This is a genomic window from Pseudoalteromonas sp. MMG022, assembly GCF_021654245.1.
GTDB lineage: Bacteria > Pseudomonadota > Gammaproteobacteria > Enterobacterales > Alteromonadaceae > Pseudoalteromonas > Pseudoalteromonas amylolytica.
Genome location: NZ_JAKFZQ010000020.1, coordinates 62,177 through 80,885 on the forward strand (window position 1 = coordinate 62,177; position 18,709 = coordinate 80,885).

At 44.4% G+C, this 18,709-nt stretch carries 17 protein-coding genes; 13 read left to right on the forward strand and 4 right to left on the reverse strand.

Annotation, left to right across the window (positions count from 1 at the left end; genetic code table 11):
- Nucleotides 1-79 precede the first annotated feature (79 nt).
- The 4 genes from L1070_RS16340 to L1070_RS16355 form a co-directional block, all read right to left on the reverse strand.
- Nucleotides 80-562, reverse strand: coding sequence for an FKBP-type peptidyl-prolyl cis-trans isomerase (locus L1070_RS16340; RefSeq protein WP_237126339.1), 483 nt, complete (start codon nucleotides 560-562; stop codon nucleotides 80-82).
- Nucleotides 562-2,985, reverse strand: coding sequence for an ATP-binding protein (locus L1070_RS16345; RefSeq protein ID WP_237126340.1), 2,424 nt, complete (start codon nucleotides 2,983-2,985; stop codon nucleotides 562-564). Before L1070_RS16345 ends, L1070_RS16340 begins: the two co-directional genes overlap by 1 nt.
- A gap of 45 nt (nucleotides 2,986-3,030) precedes the next feature.
- The gene (locus L1070_RS16350) at nucleotides 3,031-3,489 is read right to left on the reverse strand and encodes a zinc ribbon-containing protein (RefSeq protein ID WP_070987347.1); all 459 of its coding nucleotides are present in this window, start codon (nucleotides 3,487-3,489) and stop codon (nucleotides 3,031-3,033) included.
- A gap of 102 nt (nucleotides 3,490-3,591) precedes the next feature.
- Entirely contained in the window at nucleotides 3,592-5,730 is a 2,139-nt protein-coding gene (locus tag L1070_RS16355) for a TonB-dependent receptor (protein ID WP_237126341.1), read from the reverse strand.
- A gap of 346 nt (nucleotides 5,731-6,076) precedes the next feature.
- On the opposite strand from L1070_RS16355, the gene leuS reads away from it, so the two are divergent.
- The 13 genes from leuS to lipA form a co-directional block, all read left to right on the forward strand.
- Complete coding sequence (gene leuS, locus L1070_RS16360; RefSeq protein WP_237126342.1) at nucleotides 6,077-8,665, forward strand: leucine--tRNA ligase; 2,589 nt, start codon at nucleotides 6,077-6,079, stop codon at nucleotides 8,663-8,665.
- A gap of 1 nt (nucleotide 8,666) precedes the next feature.
- The gene (gene lptE / locus L1070_RS16365) at nucleotides 8,667-9,167 is read left to right on the forward strand and encodes an LPS assembly lipoprotein LptE (protein ID WP_070987352.1); all 501 of its coding nucleotides are present in this window, start codon (nucleotides 8,667-8,669) and stop codon (nucleotides 9,165-9,167) included.
- Complete coding sequence (gene holA, locus L1070_RS16370) at nucleotides 9,167-10,204, forward strand: DNA polymerase III subunit delta (RefSeq protein WP_237126343.1); 1,038 nt, start codon at nucleotides 9,167-9,169, stop codon at nucleotides 10,202-10,204. The genes lptE and holA overlap by 1 nt, the downstream gene beginning before the upstream one ends.
- A 9-nt stretch (nucleotides 10,205-10,213) precedes the next feature.
- Nucleotides 10,214-10,843 (forward strand): nicotinate-nucleotide adenylyltransferase, encoded by a 630-nt coding sequence (gene nadD / locus L1070_RS16375; RefSeq protein WP_237126344.1) that lies wholly within the window; start codon nucleotides 10,214-10,216, stop codon nucleotides 10,841-10,843.
- Between the two features lie 55 nt (nucleotides 10,844-10,898).
- On the forward strand, nucleotides 10,899-11,216 hold the full coding sequence (rsfS, locus tag L1070_RS16380; protein WP_237126345.1) for a ribosome silencing factor: 318 nt from the start codon (nucleotides 10,899-10,901) through the stop codon (nucleotides 11,214-11,216).
- 3 nt (nucleotides 11,217-11,219) lie between these two features.
- Entirely contained in the window at nucleotides 11,220-11,690 is a 471-nt protein-coding gene (gene rlmH / locus L1070_RS16385; RefSeq protein ID WP_070987360.1) for a 23S rRNA (pseudouridine(1915)-N(3))-methyltransferase RlmH, read from the forward strand.
- Between the two features lie 10 nt (nucleotides 11,691-11,700).
- Nucleotides 11,701-13,575, forward strand: a complete 1,875-nt coding sequence (gene mrdA / locus L1070_RS16390; RefSeq protein ID WP_237126346.1) for a penicillin-binding protein 2 — start codon at nucleotides 11,701-11,703, stop codon at nucleotides 13,573-13,575.
- On the forward strand, nucleotides 13,572-14,681 hold the full coding sequence (gene rodA, locus L1070_RS16395) for a rod shape-determining protein RodA (RefSeq protein WP_070987364.1): 1,110 nt from the start codon (nucleotides 13,572-13,574) through the stop codon (nucleotides 14,679-14,681). The genes mrdA and rodA overlap by 4 nt, the downstream gene beginning before the upstream one ends.
- Complete coding sequence (locus tag L1070_RS16400) at nucleotides 14,678-15,442, forward strand: septal ring lytic transglycosylase RlpA family protein (RefSeq protein WP_237126347.1); 765 nt, start codon at nucleotides 14,678-14,680, stop codon at nucleotides 15,440-15,442. Before rodA ends, L1070_RS16400 begins: the two co-directional genes overlap by 4 nt.
- 45 nt (nucleotides 15,443-15,487) lie before the next feature.
- Nucleotides 15,488-16,651 carry a serine hydrolase gene (locus L1070_RS16405; protein WP_237126348.1) on the forward strand — a complete coding sequence of 388 codons (1,164 nt, stop codon included), beginning with the start codon at nucleotides 15,488-15,490 and terminating at the stop codon, nucleotides 16,649-16,651.
- A gap of 152 nt (nucleotides 16,652-16,803) precedes the next feature.
- The gene (gene ybeD, locus L1070_RS16410; RefSeq protein ID WP_070987446.1) at nucleotides 16,804-17,082 is read left to right on the forward strand and encodes a DUF493 family protein YbeD; all 279 of its coding nucleotides are present in this window, start codon (nucleotides 16,804-16,806) and stop codon (nucleotides 17,080-17,082) included.
- A gap of 18 nt (nucleotides 17,083-17,100) precedes the next feature.
- On the forward strand, nucleotides 17,101-17,754 hold the full coding sequence (gene lipB / locus L1070_RS16415) for a lipoyl(octanoyl) transferase LipB (RefSeq protein WP_070987370.1): 654 nt from the start codon (nucleotides 17,101-17,103) through the stop codon (nucleotides 17,752-17,754).
- Nucleotides 17,751-18,709, forward strand: a 959-nt coding sequence (lipA, locus tag L1070_RS16420) for a lipoyl synthase (protein ID WP_237126349.1), incomplete at its 3' end; no start/stop codon positions are given. The genes lipB and lipA, both read left to right, overlap by 4 nt.

The following is an 18,709-nucleotide window of genomic DNA, read 5'->3' on the forward strand; positions in this document are numbered from 1 at the left end:
ATGACAGTGTCCTTTGAACACATAAAAAAGCCTGAGCAAGTCTCAGGCTTTTTTATTTGGCACGGTTACATGCAAGCAGTTATGACTCAATCGCCAATAGCTCTACCTCAAAAATCAGCAGTGAGCCTGGCTCTATTTTTCCGGCAGCTCTGTCGCCATACCCTAAGTCAGGACTAATGAAAAAGCGAAACTTATCGCCCTCTTTCATTAACTGTACCCCTTCTGTCCAGCCTGGGATCACCTGATTTAAGCCAAAGCTTATTGGGCTATCACGTAGCACAGAGCTGTCAAATACCGAACCATCTAATAAAGTGCCATGATAGTGCACCTTGACTTTGCTACTTGCCGTTGGGTGACTCTGACCACTCCCCTCTGTGAGCACTTCGTATTGTAAACCAGACTCGGTACTTTTAATATTTGGCTTATTTGCATTTTGCTCTAAAAACTCTTTTGCCGCAGTGCGGTTATACTGCGCAGATTGCTTTTGCTGTTTAGATTGTTTGTAAACCAGCCCAGCCATCACCAAAATAACAACAAGTAAAATAATGTTCGTGGTTGACATTACGCATCCTTCTCTTTTTCGCTTTCTTTCTCTTCGTCTTTATCTTCACCGTTGACCACATTAGCAATATGCTGCAATCGCTCAAGCGCGATACCATTGATACTATCCTTTGGATATGCACCCTCTTTTAGTGCACCAGCAGGTTTATCCATTAGTAAGGTCAGCGCCTCATCTACACTTTCAACGGCATAAATATTAAAACGCCCTGCCGCTACGGCTGCAACAATCTCATCGTCCAATACCAAGTTAACACGGTTGGAATTAGGAATAATAACGCCCTGTTCACCCGTTAAGCCACGCATTTTGCAAAGTTTAAAGAAGCCTTCGATTTTTTCATTTACACCACCGATTGCTTGCACTTCACCATGCTGGTTAATCGAGCCCGTCAGTGCTAATGATTGATTGATAGGCAATTGGGTTATCGCAGAGATAAGTCCGCACAGCTCAGCCAGAGAAGCGCTATCTCCATCGATATAACCATAGCTTTGCTCGATGGCAATATTCGCACTCAAGGTAAGCGGAAAGTTTTGCGCATATTTATTACCCAAATAGCCGGTCAGTAGCATCACCCCTTTTGAGTGAATCGCTTTACCCAGTTCCGCCTCTCTTTCAACATCTACCACGCCATCTGCACCCGCATACACGGTTGCGGTGATCCGCGCGGGTGTACCAAAGGCAGTGTCACCAATATGTAATACCGTTAAGCCATTTACTTTACCTACCGCTTTGCCTTGCGTGGCTATCAGAGTATGGCCTTCTTGAATATCACTAAGCATGTTCTCACTCAATTGACCGGTGCGGTATTGTTTACCAGCTATCGCTTCATCAATATGTTCAGAACCAATCTGCGTGACTTCATCTTGCCTTGCATAAAAGCTTGCCTCCGCCACTAGCTCCAACACATCAGCAAAACGCGCCGATAATTTAGTATGATGTTCAGCCTGTCGGTAACTAAATTTAAGTAAGCGTGCATAGGCCTGTGCACTAAGCGTACAGTTAAGCGTTTGTGCAGCATACTCTTGAACTTTGCTAATAAACTGATATTGCATCTTGTCAGAGCTTGGCAAATAGTAGTCAAAATCGGCCAGCACCCTGAACAACTCAGCAAACTCTTCATCATACTCACCAATGGTGTAGTACAAATCTCGTGAGCCTAACAAAATGATTTTTACATCAAGTGGGATCAATTGAGGCTTTAAGGTAAAACTGCTACCGACTGAATTGTCTTGATATGGCAAATCATTTTTGATCTGGTGGGTTTTCAAAGACAATTTTAGGCCATCCCACACCTGAGGATTGGCGAGTACCTTCTCAGCATCCATGATCAAATAGCCACCATTTGCTCTGTGCAGTGCACCGGCTTGAATTGAACGATAACTGGTTATCAAAGTCCCTTGCGAAGTGGCATACTCCACTTTGCCAAAAATATTACCAAAGGTCGGGTTGGGCTCGTACACTACAGGGGCTGGGTCATCGTCTTTGTATTCGACCAAAATGTTTGGTGCAAAAAAGTCGTTCAGCATTCCCTTCGCATCAAAGTCATCTTTGTTTTCTTCGCTGCTTGCATCGTCGTCTAGCCACTCAAGCACCGCATCAACGATTTCGGTGCGTAAATCTTTCAGGTAACGCACTACACCAATGTGACTGGCATACTTATGCTCCAAGGTTCTTAACAGCGGTTTGGTGGCCATCTCGACCGTAGACTTTTTTAAGTTACGTAGCTTTTCCGATGACTCGCGCTTCCATCGAGGCAGCTCAAGCAAAGCTTCGATCAACGCATCTTCTAACTTTTCAATGGCGTTAATAAAGTGGGCTTGAAGATGCTCATCTAGTGCAGCAAACTCGTTGTCGTCCAACTGTTTACCATTCACAACGGGTGCAAACCCAACTAAATTACTTTCCTCAAGCAGGGCAACACTTTTCTCCGCCGCAAGTTGTTCAACCGCGGTTAACGCTGCATTGTATTTGTTGTCAAAGTCTCTATCTATCGACTTTTTTTTGCGCTGATAGCCTGGGTTATCAAAGGCGGCTGGAAATGTATCAGCAACTTCATCCAAAAACTCGTCGATATCGTCCGCAAGCTCTTTACTCTGACCCGCTTGCATAAACATTGCGATAGGCTCACGGTGATCGTCGTAGTTATTAACGTATAACCATTCTTTTGGTGTAGGACGGGTTTTGCTGTGCGCTTCAAGCTTGTCTTTTACCATAGTAAAACGACCAAGCGCGGCCTCCCCCATCACAAACACGTTGTAACCTGGCAATTCCATACCCAAAGCAAAGTCCAAAGCACTTTGTGCTCGTTGTTGACCAATGAACGGAAGCGCCTCGGGGTAAGGGTTTTGCATACATGATTGAACATGGGTAACAGAAACCGACGGCGCTAGCGCGTCGGTAGATAATGGCGATATTTTTTTGGTCATTCCTAACTTCTTATTTCTCAACGCTAACTACTATTGGGTTAGGTTCTATGGGGACAACGCTCTACGCACAAACTCACCGTGTCCGCATTCAGAACAAGGCATAATTTCACTGGCATAAAACACATCCGATTTATTGCCACAATTCTTACATACTAATTGCCCCATGGCTATCCATTCTCCTTGCTTGTACGTGCCTTTGTGATCAAAGTCTTGTAACAGCGAATGCCATTCCAGCTGCGTTCTGTCTTCTAATTGAGCCAACTCGTACCATATCGACGCTTTAAGCTCTTGCCAGGCTAAATCATCATAATACTTGTTGTAGTCTTTTAGGTGGGCCAGATCTCGGCGTAAGTAGCGTTTGTATGTAGCTAACTTTTCTTGCGATAGGTTTTTTAAAGCTTGTTGATGTTCCATGAATTTTTCGACGAGATCATCGACTTCATGCTCTTTTACATCCTTTAGCCAATCAGTAAACTGACTGAGCCATTTTTGATAATCAGCCATTACTACACTCCTAATCAAATGCCTCTTTTGATAAGTGTAGACCAGTTATGCTATTCAATGTATTAGGGTTTACCGAATATATTCGGTAAACCCTGTTATAGGCTAAAACTGATATTTCATGCCTAATGTGACGGTTGTGCCTAATCCTTTAACATTGTAGCCGCCATAGGTGTAAGACTGTGCTCGTGCGGGGAAATAGTCAGCATTCAATAGGTTTTCAACCCCGATAAACCCTTGCCAGTTATTGGCAAATTGATATTGACCGCTGAAATTTAAAACATCATAACTATCAACAGGGCCCTGATCTAAGCCATATTCATTTTTATCATTTTTCTCAAAACGCTTTCTATCACCAACATGTAACCAGCTTAGTGTCATCGACAGGCCATCTTGTGGCTGCCAGTTCAAGTTGGCAGTTAACTTTGGTGGACTAATATGCTTAGAACCTAAGTACTCGTCCGTGCTGGTATTTTTACCCTCTGTATAACTATATGTGGCATTGAGTTTTAAAGTGGCGGTGATTGGATAGTCAACCAATGCTTCGTAGCCCCAAATTCGCTGTGGCGCACGTACTGGCTCATAAATACCTGTTTCCTTGTTGAGTTTATTAACAGTACCCAGTTCCGAGGTGCTCTTGAAGGCTGCAAATTCAAAACGAAGCTTTGCGAGCTGAGAATTAAAACCAACTTCATAGCTGTCGATAATAGACGCCTCAGTTTGGATCTGTGCGATATCTGTTACCGTAGCACTGCGCAGTAAACGACCAATATCAGAAATATCAGACCCTTGCGAGTAGCTTGCGAATGGGCTGAACTTTTCACTGGCGTTGTACTTTACCCCCACATTGTATGTGGTCGCATCATGGTTAACCGTATCACCTTTTACATCGAAGGGCACAGAGCAGATATCCGCCGAGCGACACAGCTTCAAGGTACGGTAATCTGCCACCGCGATGTCTATACTTTCTTCTCGAACTCCCGCTTTGAACACTAAATCATCAGCAACAATCCATTTCGTTTGCAAATAGCCAGCAAGGCTGTCCATATCCATTTCTGGAACCCAGACTCTGCCATCAACCAGCGGTTGAGAGGTAACATCGTTTAATGCATCCACCCCGTAGATAAATGTAGCCTGCACATTATCATTAAAATCTATTGAGCTATTAAACGTTGCCCTAGCACCTTGCTTTTCAGAGCGGATGATTGATTGTCCGCCCGTATAACCTTCATCTGGGTTAGCAAGACTAGGTGAGAAGAAAAATACATTCTCTATGTCTTGCTTGTAGGCATCAAGCGTCAGCTGTGTGTTCGCAAAAATGGCGTGATCTGTATATTTCAAAGTCACATTTTCATTGCCTTTTGGCCCTTGCGGTTTACCTTGTTTTTGCTGGGCTGGCGGCATGTGAATAGCATATGATTTTTCACCCAAATTCATGTTGCCAAATACATCACCCAAGTCAGTTTCTTGCTGTGAGCTGTAGAAGTTATAGCTAAATTGTATCTGCTTATCTTCATCAAGGTCGTAGCCCAGTTTGGTGAAGTAGTTTTCAGTCACAGTATCTGACAGGCCATACTGTAAACCAAGAATGTCACCCTCAGCGTCGCGCTGAACCCCATTTTCTTCATAACTGGCGGTCACTAAGTAGCTAAATTGCTCAACACGGCCGTTAACAGCGCCTGAAACACGCCCACCCGCACTCTCTGCAACTTTCACGGCGCTAAAGCGGCTAGATATGCTCATTTCACCGCTCGCCTTTTCACCGCTTCTGGCCTGTTTTGTAATGTAGTTAATGATGCCACCTGATGCACCATTACCATAGATAGACGTTGCCCCTTTGATCACTTCAATACGAGCGATAGCGCTTGGGTCTAATGTTTTAATTCCCAAGGAACCGTTACGCAGTGGTGTTGACTGCGGTACCCCATCAATCATCACCAACGGCGCTCTTCCTCTCAACGATTGACCTGTATTGCTTGAGCTACCGGTATCAGGGGCGAGACCTGGTACGATTTGAGACAGCAAACTTTGCAACTCAGGATTCACCTGCAAATGTTCTTCGATTTGCTTTTGGCTAATGACGGTAATTGAGGCCGGTACCTCATCAATGCTTTCAAACACTCGGCTTCCTGAAACAACAACATGTTCCATATCTGAATTTTTAGCGTGTTCAACACGCGTGTTATCTGCGATAGCCGCTGTACTTATAGAAACCGCTAGTATGCTGAGAGTGGATTTTAACATGGGTATCCTTGCTGGATTTAGAATAATAATGATTTAAAAAGCGCCGATATAATATGGAGAAAACCAACAAAGATCAACAAAAATAAGAACCACTCTCATTTTCATTTACGAGAAATACATGCTCTTTGCGTTACTTTTTGCAATGATTGTAACGACGTAAAAAGGCATTCGGTTTAGGGTCTCCTTTTAGCCTCTATACAACTGATCTTACACACACTGATAAACATACGTTCACGTGCAAACAATTGGCTAAAATAATTACGCCTTAGGTGCTGTGATTGCTAGTCAAATTCGGGTATGCTATCGGGCAATTTTCTATCAATTTGCAAGAAGTCTGGAAACGTAGATGCAAGAGCAATATAACCCGCAAGACATTGAGTCAAAAGTCCAACAATATTGGGAAGATAACAAGACATTTAAAGTCGTCGAAGACGAGAGCAAAGAGAAATATTACTGTCTCTCGATGTTCCCATATCCAAGTGGTCGTCTGCACATGGGTCACGTTCGTAACTACACCATAGGCGACGTAGTCTCTCGCTTCCAGCGCCTGCAAGGTAAAAACGTAATGCAGCCTATGGGTTGGGATGCGTTTGGTTTACCAGCTGAAAACGCGGCAATAAAAAATAACACCGCACCTGCCAAGTGGACTTACGAGAACATTGATTACATGCGTAACCAACTAAAGCAATTAGGCTTTGGCTACGACTGGGACCGTGAAATCGCCACTTGTCATCCTGAATATTACAAGTGGGAGCAATGGTTCTTCACCAAGCTTTATGAAAAAGGCTTAGTATACAAAAAAATGTCTACCGTTAACTGGGACCCTGTTGACCAAACCGTATTGGCTAATGAGCAGGTTATTGACGGCAGGGGGTGGCGCTCGGGGGCAATTGTTGAGCAAAAAGAGATCCCGCAGTGGTTTATTAAAATTACTGACTACGCGCAAGAGCTACTCGATGATTTAGACAAACTTGATGATTGGCCAGAGCAGGTGAAAACCATGCAACGCAACTGGATTGGCCGCTCTGAAGGTTTAGAAATAGACTTCAAACGTGCAGACAACAGCGAAGTGTTTACGGTATACACCACACGTCCTGATACGTTTATGGGTGTCACTTATGTGGGTATCGCAGCAGCACACCCGATTGCCCAAGAAGCGGCTAAAAACAGCGCAGCAGTTGCTGCATTCGTTGAAGAATGTAAAAACACCAAGGTTGCTGAAGCTGATATGGCAACCATGGACAAAAAAGGCATTGATACAGGCTTTAAAGCCATTCACCCGCTAACAGGTCAAGAAGTGCCAATTTGGGTCGCAAACTTCGTATTGATGGATTATGGTTCAGGTGCCGTGATGGCAGTGCCTGGCCACGACCAACGTGACTTTGAATTTGCAACAGCTTATGGCCTAGAAATAAAACAAGTAATATCTCCAGAAGCAGGCTCAGATCTCATCGCTGATTTAAGCAAAGAAGCGTTCACAGAAAAAGGCGTGTTGATCAACTCGGGTGAGTTTGATGGTCTTAATTTTGAAGGCGCATTCAATGCTATTGCTGACAAACTAGAATCTCTCAATGCTGGTAAGCGCAAGGTTAACTACCGCCTACGCGACTGGGGGGTAAGCCGTCAGCGTTATTGGGGTTCGCCGATCCCAATGCTAAGCGATGAAAATGGTCAGGAGCTTGCAGCAACAGACGATATGCTACCGGTGCGCCTACCTGAAGACGTAGTGATGAACGGCGTGACTTCGCCAATTAAAGCAGATCCAGAGTGGGCAAAAACCACGGTAAATGGGCAACCTGCATTTCATGAAACTGATACGTTCGACACCTTCATGGAATCATCTTGGTACTATGCTCGTTACTGTAGTCCTCGTTATGACGAAGGCATGTTAGAGCCTGGCGCGGCAAACTATTGGTTACCTGTAAACCAATACATCGGTGGTATTGAGCACGCGATTCTACACTTGTTGTATTCTCGCTTCTTCCACAAGCTACTACGTGACTTTGGTTTGGTTAACTCAGATGAGCCGTTTGAGCGCCTACTTTGTCAGGGCATGGTATTGGCCGATACGTTTTATCGTAAAGATGAGAAAGGCGGCGATATTTGGATCTCTCCTACCGATGTACAAACAGAAACGGATGAGAAAGGCCGCGTCACCAAAGCATGGCATAAAGAAGACGGGCAACCAGTATTCTCTGCGGGCATGAGCAAGATGTCTAAGTCAAAGAACAATGGTATTGACCCACAAACGGTTATTAAACAATACGGTGCAGACACCGTACGTTTATTCATGATGTTTACCGCGCCACCTGAGCAAACGCTTGAATGGTCAGACTCAGGCGTTGAAGGTGCACATCGCTTCTTAAAACGTGTGTGGAAATATGCTGTTGATGTTAACGCTGCAGGTAAGGCACAGCTTAATGTGGCAGCGCTAAACAGTAACCAAAAAGCATTGCGCCGCGAAATTCACAAAACAATTGCTAAAGTGACGGATGATTTATCACGTCGTCAGACGTTCAACACCGCAATTGCGGCGATCATGGAACTATCGAATAAGCTAGCTAAGGCACCGCTTAATGACGAGCAAGATATCGCCCTAGCCAATGAAGCGCTTAACGCGATCGTTATTATGCTTGCACCAATCACGCCACATATGTGTCATGAATTATGGGCTCAGTTAGGCAACGAGAATGATATTCTTGACGCTGCATGGCCTGTGGTTGATGAGGCTGCATTAGTTGAAGACGAAAAGCTAATCATCGTACAAGTTAACGGTAAGCTTCGCGCTAAATTAACTGTAGCTGCTGACGCTAACCAAGAGCAAGTTGAAGCGCTAGCGTTTGCTGATGAAAACGTGACTAAGTTCACCGATGACAAGACCATTCGCAAGGTGATCTACGTGCCGGGTAAGCTACTTAACGTGGTGGCGAACTAAGATGCGTCTTAGTATCTTGATCAAACACGGATTAGCGCTTGCGCTAGTCTGTGTTTTGCTGTCAGGTTGTGGCTTTCATTTAAAGAAGGCCTCTTACCTGCCTGTTGAGATGCGCACTCTCGTACTCAGTGGTGACGATAAACGTGCCGAACTGTATGAGCTGCTCGTCAATGATCTTCAGCAAGCTCAAGTAGAACTGGTTGATAAGACCCAAAATGATAATCAACTCGTACAACTACACCTGTATCGTGATACCTTGGAGCGTCAAACACTCAGTTTGTTTAAAAATGGTCAGGTTGCGCAGTATCAGCTGGCTTACGGCGTATCATATCGTTTAACCCGCCCCAATCAGGAGCCTGTTGAACAACGTTTTGAGTTATATAGAAATTACCAAGATGATCCTGACAACGCACTGGCCAAGGCAAAAGAGCTGGAATTGCTCCTAAACGAGCTGCGTCAACTTGCCAGTAAACGTATTGTTCGCGAGCTATCTCAACTGTAATGCGCTGTTATGCAAACCAACTAACCCCACAGTTAAAGCGCTCCCTTGCGCCGTTTTATATGGTGTTTGGTGAAGAGCCTTTTCAAGAGGCTAATTGTGTACTGGAAATAAAGCAGGTAGCAAAAAAACAAGGCTTCGATGAAGTCATCAAGTTTAACTTGTTACCGGGGTTTGACTGGCAAGAGCTTATCGCCCAGTACAACAGCATGTCACTATTTAGTGCACGAACCATTATCGAGTTTGACCTAAATCAGCAAAAACCTGGCACTCAAGGCAGCCAAATTTTTAAGTCACTGAGTGAGAACCCTAACCCCGATGTGATCTTGATCTTAAAAGGGGCCAAAGCGGGTCTGGATATTCAACGTACAGCTTGGTTTAAGGCCTTGGACAAGCACGGTGTATTTGTGCCCTGTTATGTGCTCACAGGAAATCATCTGAGCCGTTGGTTAGATGAGCAGTGTAAACACCTAAAGTTAAACCTTACCGTCGATGCAAAGCGCAGCTTACTGGGGGCAACCGAGGGTAACTTGTTTGCGACGTACCAAGAATTAGAAAAGCTCTCTTTATTATACAAATCAGAACCCATCGAACAGTCCCAAGTGCTAACAGGACTGCTTAACCAAGCCAAGTTCGATATTTTCGATCTCAACACTGCGCTACTAAGTGGCAACGCCAAACAAGTCATTAAAGTCATGCTCAAGCTGGCAGATGACAACGTTGAACCAACAAGTATTGTCTGGACCTTAAATAAAGAAGCACAAACCTTACTGGCCATTAAGCAAGGCATGCAAGCGGGCCAAAATACCGCCCAGCTTTTTAAGCAACATGGTATCTGGAAGAACCAGCAAGCTGCCACATCACAGGCACTCGACCGCTTAACACTTGTTCAGATAGAAAATCTTATCAATCTGCTCGCTCAATTTGATTCAGCTTATAAACGTGCCCAGATGATCGCGCCCTATCAAGCGCTAGCACATATTGCGCTGGCATTTTGTCAGCCTGTAAACTTTTCATTGCCTCACCAACTATCAAGCTAAGCACTGTTTATGATTGCATTATTTGGCGGTACATTCGATCCTATCCATCTCGGACACATTAATATGGCAAACCAATGCATGGCCGAATTGTGTCTGGATACACTACATTTTTTACCGTGTGCCGTACCTGTACATAAAGCACAACCAGGTATAACCGATGACCACCGTTTGGCGATGCTGTCACTGGCTATCGATGATAACCCCAAGTTTAAAATCGATCATAGAGAGCTCAATAGACAGGGACCTTCATATTCACAGCTCACATTGCAAGAGTGCCGCACTGAGCACCCAAATACACCGTTGATATTCCTAATGGGCATGGACTCTTTTAACAGCCTGCCTAGCTGGTATAAATGGCAAGAAGTCATCAAGCTTTGCCATATTGTGGTCTATCAACGACCTGGTGAAATACAATCAACAGCACCAGAGCTGGCCGACTATCTGGCTCAATCTCATACGCTAGATAAGTATGCCTTACATCATAAACGTGCAGGGTTATGTTACTTTCTATCCGGTAAAAAATTTGACGCGGCGTCAAGCGAAATACGTAAACGCATAAAAGATAGAGAAAATACGGAACATTTGCTCGATGAAAAGGTCAGAAACTACGTTAATGAACACCACCTGTATGCTGAATAAGCGCGTATGCTGTGATAGAATCGCCGATTATTTTATTTAGTGAAGAGAAATACACTTGAATTCTGAACAACTTTTAGACTTTGCCCTAGACAAAGTTGACGATATGAAAGCCCGTGATGTCGTGAAGCTAGATGTACGTGGCGTATCTTCCGTCACGGATTATATGATTGTTTGCTCAGGCAACTCAAAACGTCATGTACAGTCAATCGCAGAGCATGTTGCAAAAGAAGCTCGCCACGCTGGCGAAGACCTGATAGGCCAAGAAGGTCAAGATGTTGGTGAATGGGTGTTGGTTGATCTCGGTGATGTGGTTGTACACGTGATGCAAGATCAAACCAGAAGCCTCTATGACCTTGAAAAACTTTGGGGCTAGACTTTGAAGATTCAGTTAGTTGCTGTTGGAACTAAAATGCCCGCTTGGGTAGAAACTGGCTTTAAAGAGTATCAACGACGCTTTCCAAAAGATATGCCACTGGAATTAATCGAGATCCCAGCAGGAAAGCGTGGGAAAAATGCCGATATAAAGCGCATCTTACAGCTTGAGGGTGAAAAAACGTTAGCTGCTATTCCTAAGGGTAATCGCATTGTTACACTCGAAGTAACAGGTAAACCATGGGATACTCACCAACTGGCCAGTAATATGCAAAAATGGCAGCTAGATGGCCGTGATGTTAGCTTGCTAATTGGTGGCCCTGAAGGCTTAGCCCCAGAATGTATCGCAGCATCCGAGCAAAAGTGGTCATTATCGACTTTAACTTTGCCGCACCCATTGGTGCGTATTATTGTTGCTGAGAGCCTCTATCGTGGATGGAGCTTGAACAACAACCACCCTTATCATAGAGAATAGTTAATAGACGATGCTGAAAAAAAGGCCTACGATCCGCGATCATTCTGCTGAAGCAAATCTATTTGCCCGTCGCGCATTTATCGGCTTTATTTTTGTTGTTTCTTTAATAGGTATCTTATTGATGAATGTCTACAACCTGCAAGTTGTAGACTATGATACCTACAAAACCCGCTCTAACGATAACCGTATAAAAGTTATTCCTGTCGCGCCCAACCGAGGGCTGATCTACGACAGAAATGGCGTCTTGCTTGCCGAAAACCGCCCTGTTTACAACCTCGAAGTAGTTCCAGAAGATGTAGAAGATTTAACGCAGAGCTTACAGCGACTAAGTAAGTTGATCCCTATCACAGATCAACTAATCAAAGAGTTTTTAGAGGACATACGCAACAACCGTCGCTTCAAAAGCCAAGTACTTAAAGCCCGTTTGAACGAACAAGAAGTTGCTATTTTCTCTGTTAACCAGCATAAATTTCCAGGCTTTAGTATTGAAGCCCGTTTATCTCGACACTATCCATTTGGCGATACGCTCACTCACGCGCTTGGTTACGTTGCCAAGCTCAACAAAAAAGAGCTGGCCGAGCTTGAGATGGATGACAGAGCAACCAATTACCGCGCAACTCACGATATCGGCAAGCGTGGAATTGAAAAGTACTATGAAGAGCAGTTACATGGCATTGTGGGATCACAGCGCGTTGAAGTAAATAACCGTGGCCGAGTATTACGCACGCTCAGTGTTGAGCCACCTGTTCCCGGTCAAGACTTAGTCCTTACACTGGATATTGGTCTGCAACAAATCGCACAACATGCTTTAAAAGATACCAGAGGCGCAGTGGTTGCCATCGATCCAAAAGATGGAGGTATTTTAGCCATGTACTCCAACCCAAGCTATGACCCTAACTTGTTCGTACACGGTATCAGCAGTGAAGATTATAAAAAGCTGCTCAATGAAGATAGACCGCTTATCAACCGTGTTACTCAGGGCCGCTACGCTCCTGCATCCACCATAAAACCGCACCTTGCGATTTTGGGTTTAGAAGAAGGCATCGTGACCGAGGATACTGAAATTTGGGACCCAGGCTTTTTTCAAATTCCTAATGTGGACCATAAATGGCGAGACTGGCTGCGCTGGGGCCACGGACACGTTGATGTGTATCGCGCCATCGAGGAGTCATGTGATACCTATTACTATCGAATTGCGTACAAGCTAGGCATCAGCAAGATCGCAGACTTTATGGATCAGTTCGGTTTTGGCGATCTCTCAGGTATTGATATTCATGAAGAAACTACAGCAATACTGCCTACAGTCGATTGGAAACGCGCCAGGTTTAAAGAGAACTGGTGGCCCGGTGATACAATTTCTGTTGGTATCGGCCAAGGCTATTGGACTGCAACTCCCATCCAAATAGCCAATTCTCTGAGTATTTTGGTAAATCGTGGTGCTCATCGTCAACCGCACTTAGTGCAAGTTGCAAGACAAGAAGAAAACATCAAACAACTGTTCACCGAAGAAAAACCACCAGTGCAGCTTAAAAACCCACGCCATTGGCAAATAGCGTTGGATGCCATGCATAACACAGTGAAAAAAACCACAGGTACGGCCCATAAGGCTTTTCAGGGCGTGACCTATGACCCTGCGGGAAAAACAGGTACGGCACAGGTTGTTAGTATCGCACAAGGCGAGAAGTATGATGCGAAGAAGCTTAAAGAGCGACATCGTGACAATGCAGTTTACACCGGCTTCGCGCCGTTTGATGACCCGCAAATAGTTGTTGCCATCATAGTTGAAAACCAAAAAGCAGGGGGTGGGTCTATTGCAGCCCCAATCGCTAGGCAAATTATGGATTATTACTTTTCTGCGTACCCACTTGAAACGGAGGCGCAATGACCCCGTTACATAATCGACGTACAATTTGGCAAATCGTGCACCTAGACTGGCCCTTATTGTTGGCACTTATGTTAATGATGGTAGGCAGTTTAACCGTCGTTTATAGTGCCAGCGGTCAAGACATTAATATGATGATACGCCATGGCACGCGTATGGCTGGCGCCATCATCGCCATGTTGTTTATGGCACAGCTCTCCCCTATTACCTTGAAACGTATTGTTATTCCCATGTACTTAATTGGTCTAGCAATGCTCGTTGCCGTGTTGTTTGTCGGTGTGAGCAGTAAAGGGGCGCAACGCTGGCTAGATCTCGGTGTTACACGATTTCAGCCCTCTGAGATTATGAAGATAGCCGTGCCTATGATGGTTGCATGGTACATAGGCCAAAACCGACTACCGCCAAGCCTCTGGAATCTGGTCGTAGGCTTTGTCATCGTTATGGTGCCAACCATATTAATCAAAGAACAACCCGACTTAGGAACTTCTATTCTTATCGCCAGCTCAGGGATTTTCGTGCTGTTTTTATCAGGCTTAAGCTGGCAGCTTATAGGCATATTTGCGCTACTAGCAGGCCCTGCAGGCTTTGCTTTTTGGCATTATGGTATGCATGCCTATCAGCAACAACGCGTATTAACATTCCTAAACCCAGAAAGTGACCCGCTTGGTGCTGGATATCATATTATCCAATCTAAGATTGCCATTGGTTCTGGTGGCATTGAAGGTAAAGGCTGGTTACAGGGAACGCAATCTCAATTGGAGTTTTTACCAGAGCGACATACTGACTTCATATTCTCCGTCCTGAGTGAAGAATTCGGGCTGTTTGGTGTAGTGATATTGCTCAGCCTCTATTTGTTTATTATTGGACGAGGTTTATACATTGCAGTCAGAGCACAAGATGCATTTAGTAAATTATTAGCTGGCGCACTGACCTTAACATTCTTTGTCTATATATTTGTGAATATTGGCATGGTGTCTGGGTTACTACCCGTTGTGGGCGTACCTTTACCACTCATAAGCTATGGAGGAACCTCAATGGTGACCTTGATGGCCGGATTTGGCATTATTATGTCTATCGCAACAGACAAGAGGATGCTTTTAAAATCATGAGTAAAAAGACGTTACACTTGGGTTTAGGTATTTTGCTGCTTTTGCTGCTGAGCGCATGTAGCAGCCGTTATCATATCAAACATGACAAAGCGCCACTTCGAGCACCCACTGAGCTTGAAATGCAAGATGCGATAGTGACCAACGAAGCTAAAAGCGCCAGCACCGGACGTCCTTATGTGGTACTAGGCAAACGCTACACACCAATGGCTGATGAGCACGGTTACAAAGAGCAAGGCACCGCTTCATGGTATGGCAGAAAATTTCACGGTTATCACACTTCTAATGGCGAAGTATTCGATATGTTCGACATGACAGCCGCGCACAAGACTCTGCCACTGCCAAGTTTTGTTAAAGTGACAAACTTAAACAATGGCAAAAGTGCCATTGTAAGAGTAAATGACCGAGGTCCATTTCACGACGATAGAATTATTGACCTATCCTACGCTGCTGCATACAAACTGGGCTATCACTTAAATGGTACAGCCAAAGTTAAGGTAGAGGCGATTACCCTAGCAAGAAAAGCACCCCGCTTAACCTATATTCAAGTAGCTGCTGGCAGTCAACTAGACAAAATCCAAATGATGGCTAATGCTCTAGAGCAAAAAATGGCTCTTAGTAATGTCATCACATTGGAAAATGGACTGTACAAGCTGCGTTTAGGACCAATGCAAGATGATAATCAGGCACAATCTGTACTGAATAGCTTGCGAAAAGGCGAATTTAGCCAAGCCTTCTTGCTTTATAGTGAACAACAACTTTAGAATATTGCGGTGACGCTGACTAACTAAATTAAAATTGCGAGCATAATGACTTTATTAAAATCGAAATTTATCACTCAACTTTGCGGCCTTGTGTGTTCTGCTACTATTTTTGCAGCTAACGCACAAATCCTGCCATCACCTCCTCAAGTTAATGCTAAAGGTTACTTTTTAGTAGATTTCACCACAGGCAAAGTCATTGCTGAAGGTGAAGCCGATACCAAACTCGCACCTGCCAGTTTAACTAAAATGATGACCAGCTATGTGATTGGTACAGAAATTAATGCTGGTAATATTTCTGGCTCAGACATGGTGACTATCAGCGAAAAAGCCTGGGCAAAGAACTTCCCTGAATCTTCAAAAATGTTCATTGAAGTGGGCAAGCAGGTCAGCGTTGATGACCTAAATCGCGGTATCATCATTCAATCAGGCAACGATGCTTGTGTAGCGATGGCTGAGCACATTGCTGGCAGTGAAAGTGCGTTTGCTGATCTTATGAACGCACACGCAGAAAAGTTAGGTATGACCAATACCCATTTTATAAACAGTCATGGTCTTGATACCGACGAGCATTACACAACACCGCGCGATATGGCTACATTGGGTGCAGCGTTGATCCGTGACGTGCCGGATGAGTATGCGCTATATAAAGAAAAGTCTTTTACGTACAACGGTATAAAGCAATATAACCGTAACACCTTATTATGGGATGCAAGTCTTGAGGTAGATGGTATCAAGACAGGCCACACGTCAGAGGCAGGTTACAGCCTTGTAACATCAGCAGTTAAAGATGACATGCGTCTTATTGCTGTTGTGATGGGCACGGCAAGTGAACGCGCACGTAAAGTAGAAAGTAAAAAACTACTGAACTACGGATTTAGATTCTTTGAAACAATTACACCTTACAAAGCCGGCGACAGCTTCGCAGAACAACGCATCTGGATGGGTAATAAAGAAACTGTATCTTTAGGTATTTTGCAAGATACTCCAGTAACCATTCCGCGCGGACAACGTAAGAACTTGAAAGCTAATTTTGAGTTAGACAAAACGTTGGAAGCACCGATCGCTAAAGGTACTAAGGTTGGCACATTATTCTTACAACTAGAAGGCGAAGAAATTGCTCAATACCCTCTGGTGACACTTGAAGAAGTGGGCGAAGGTAGCTTCTTTAGCAAAATATACGACTACCTACGTTTACAGATCATGCAATAATTTTAAAAGTATAAATAAACGCCTCCCTATGGAGGCGTTTTTTTTTGTCATAAAAATGGTAGAATGCCGCCATTATTCAGGGTTAGGACAACTAACTCGATTAGCCAGGCTTGAACATTTTGCAAGCCAGTTCCAGTAGTGAGGACATCGTTGTGGTAAAGCCAGTAAAAAATACTAAGTTTGATGAGTACTTAGAATTCCCATGCCCATTCACATTTAAAATTATGGGTGTTGCAAACGTAAACCTTACGGATCAAGTGCTAACTAAATTACAGGCCATCGCGCCTGGCGACTACGCACCAAAAGTAAAGCCAAGTAGCAAAGGCACGTATGAATCAATTACTGTTGTAGCGACCGTGACTTCTAAAGAGCACATTGAACAGATCTACACTGAAATTGGCTCCCTTGAAGACGTACGTTACGTACTGTAACTAATTTAAAGATCGATTATGAGTCAACATACCGTCATTGTTCGTCAACTGGGTCGGCGCAGCTATGAGCCTATTTGGCAAAAAATGCAAAGTTTTACCGACGAGCGTAACGATGATAGCGCGGATGAGATTTGGCTGGTCGAACACCAACCAGTCTTCACCCAAGGCCAAGCAGGTAAAGATGAACACCTGTTAGCCCCCGGTGACATTCCAGTCATAAAAGTTGATCGGGGCGGCCAAGTTACCTACCACGGCCCAGGTCAGCAAATGATGTACGTATTATTCAATCTGAGACGTTTAAAAATCGGTGTCAGAGAACTGGTAACCTGGCTAGAAGAATGTATCATCGATTTTCTAGCAGAACATGATATTAACGCTTACGCCAAAGCCGACGCACCGGGCGTGTACGTTGGTGAGAGTAAAATAGCGTCACTTGGACTTAGGGTTCGTCGTGGCTGCTCTTTTCATGGCTTGGCTTTAAATGTAAACATGGATATGTCGCCTTTTTTAAGAATTAATCCATGCGGTTATGCCGGCATGAATATGGTACAAACCAGCGAATTAAACGGCCCAGACTCTATGGTTGAGGTTGGTAATGGGCTAGTCAAACACATGTTGAAGCGACTCAATGCGCAACATGTTGAGCAAACTGAAGGGTTTGAAAACGAATGAGTAAACCAGTAAAAATGGAGCCAGGGGTAAAGCTTCGCGATGCTGAAAAGATGGCATTGATCCCAGTAAAAGTACTCCCAACTGAACCACAGGAAATGCTAAGAAAGCCTGAGTGGCTTAAAATCCGCTTACCAAAATCAAGCGAGCGTATCGACGGTATCAAACAAGCGATGCGTAAGCATGGCCTTCACTCAGTATGCGAAGAGGCATCTTGCCCTAATCTATCAGAATGCTTTAACCACGGTACAGCGACCTTTATGATCTTGGGTGCTATCTGTACTCGTCGTTGCCCATTTTGCGATGTTGCTCACGGCCGTCCACTGAAGCCCGACGCTGAAGAGCCAGAAAAGCTCGCACTGACAATTAAAGACATGAAGTTAAGCTATGTGGTCATTACTTCGGTAGATAGAGACGATCTTCGTGACGGCGGCGCACAGCATTTCGCTGACTGCATCACTGCAATTCGTAAGCACAACCCAGATATTACCATTGAAATCCTTGTGCCTGACTTTAGGGGTCGAATGGACCGTGCACTTGAGATCTTAACGCAAACACCACCGGATGTATTTAACCACAACTTAGAAACCGCCCCACGTTTATACAAGCTGGCAAGACCTGGTGCAGACTATAAGTGGTCTTTAGAACTATTACGCCGCTTTAAAGAAGCCCATCCTAACGTTAAAACCAAATCTGGTTTGATGGTAGGCTTAGGTGAAGAAATGTCAGAAATCGAAGAAGTGCTGCGCGATTTACGTGAACACAATGTGGATATGCTTACCGTTGGTCAGTACTTACAACCATCTAAACACCACCTACCTGTAAAGCGCTATGTACCACCAGTAGAGTTTGATGCCCTAAAAGATTATGCGGATGAAATAGGCTTTACACACGCAGCGTGTGGGCCTTTTGTGCGCTCAAGTTATCACGCTGATCAGCAAGCTGCTGGTAAAGAAGT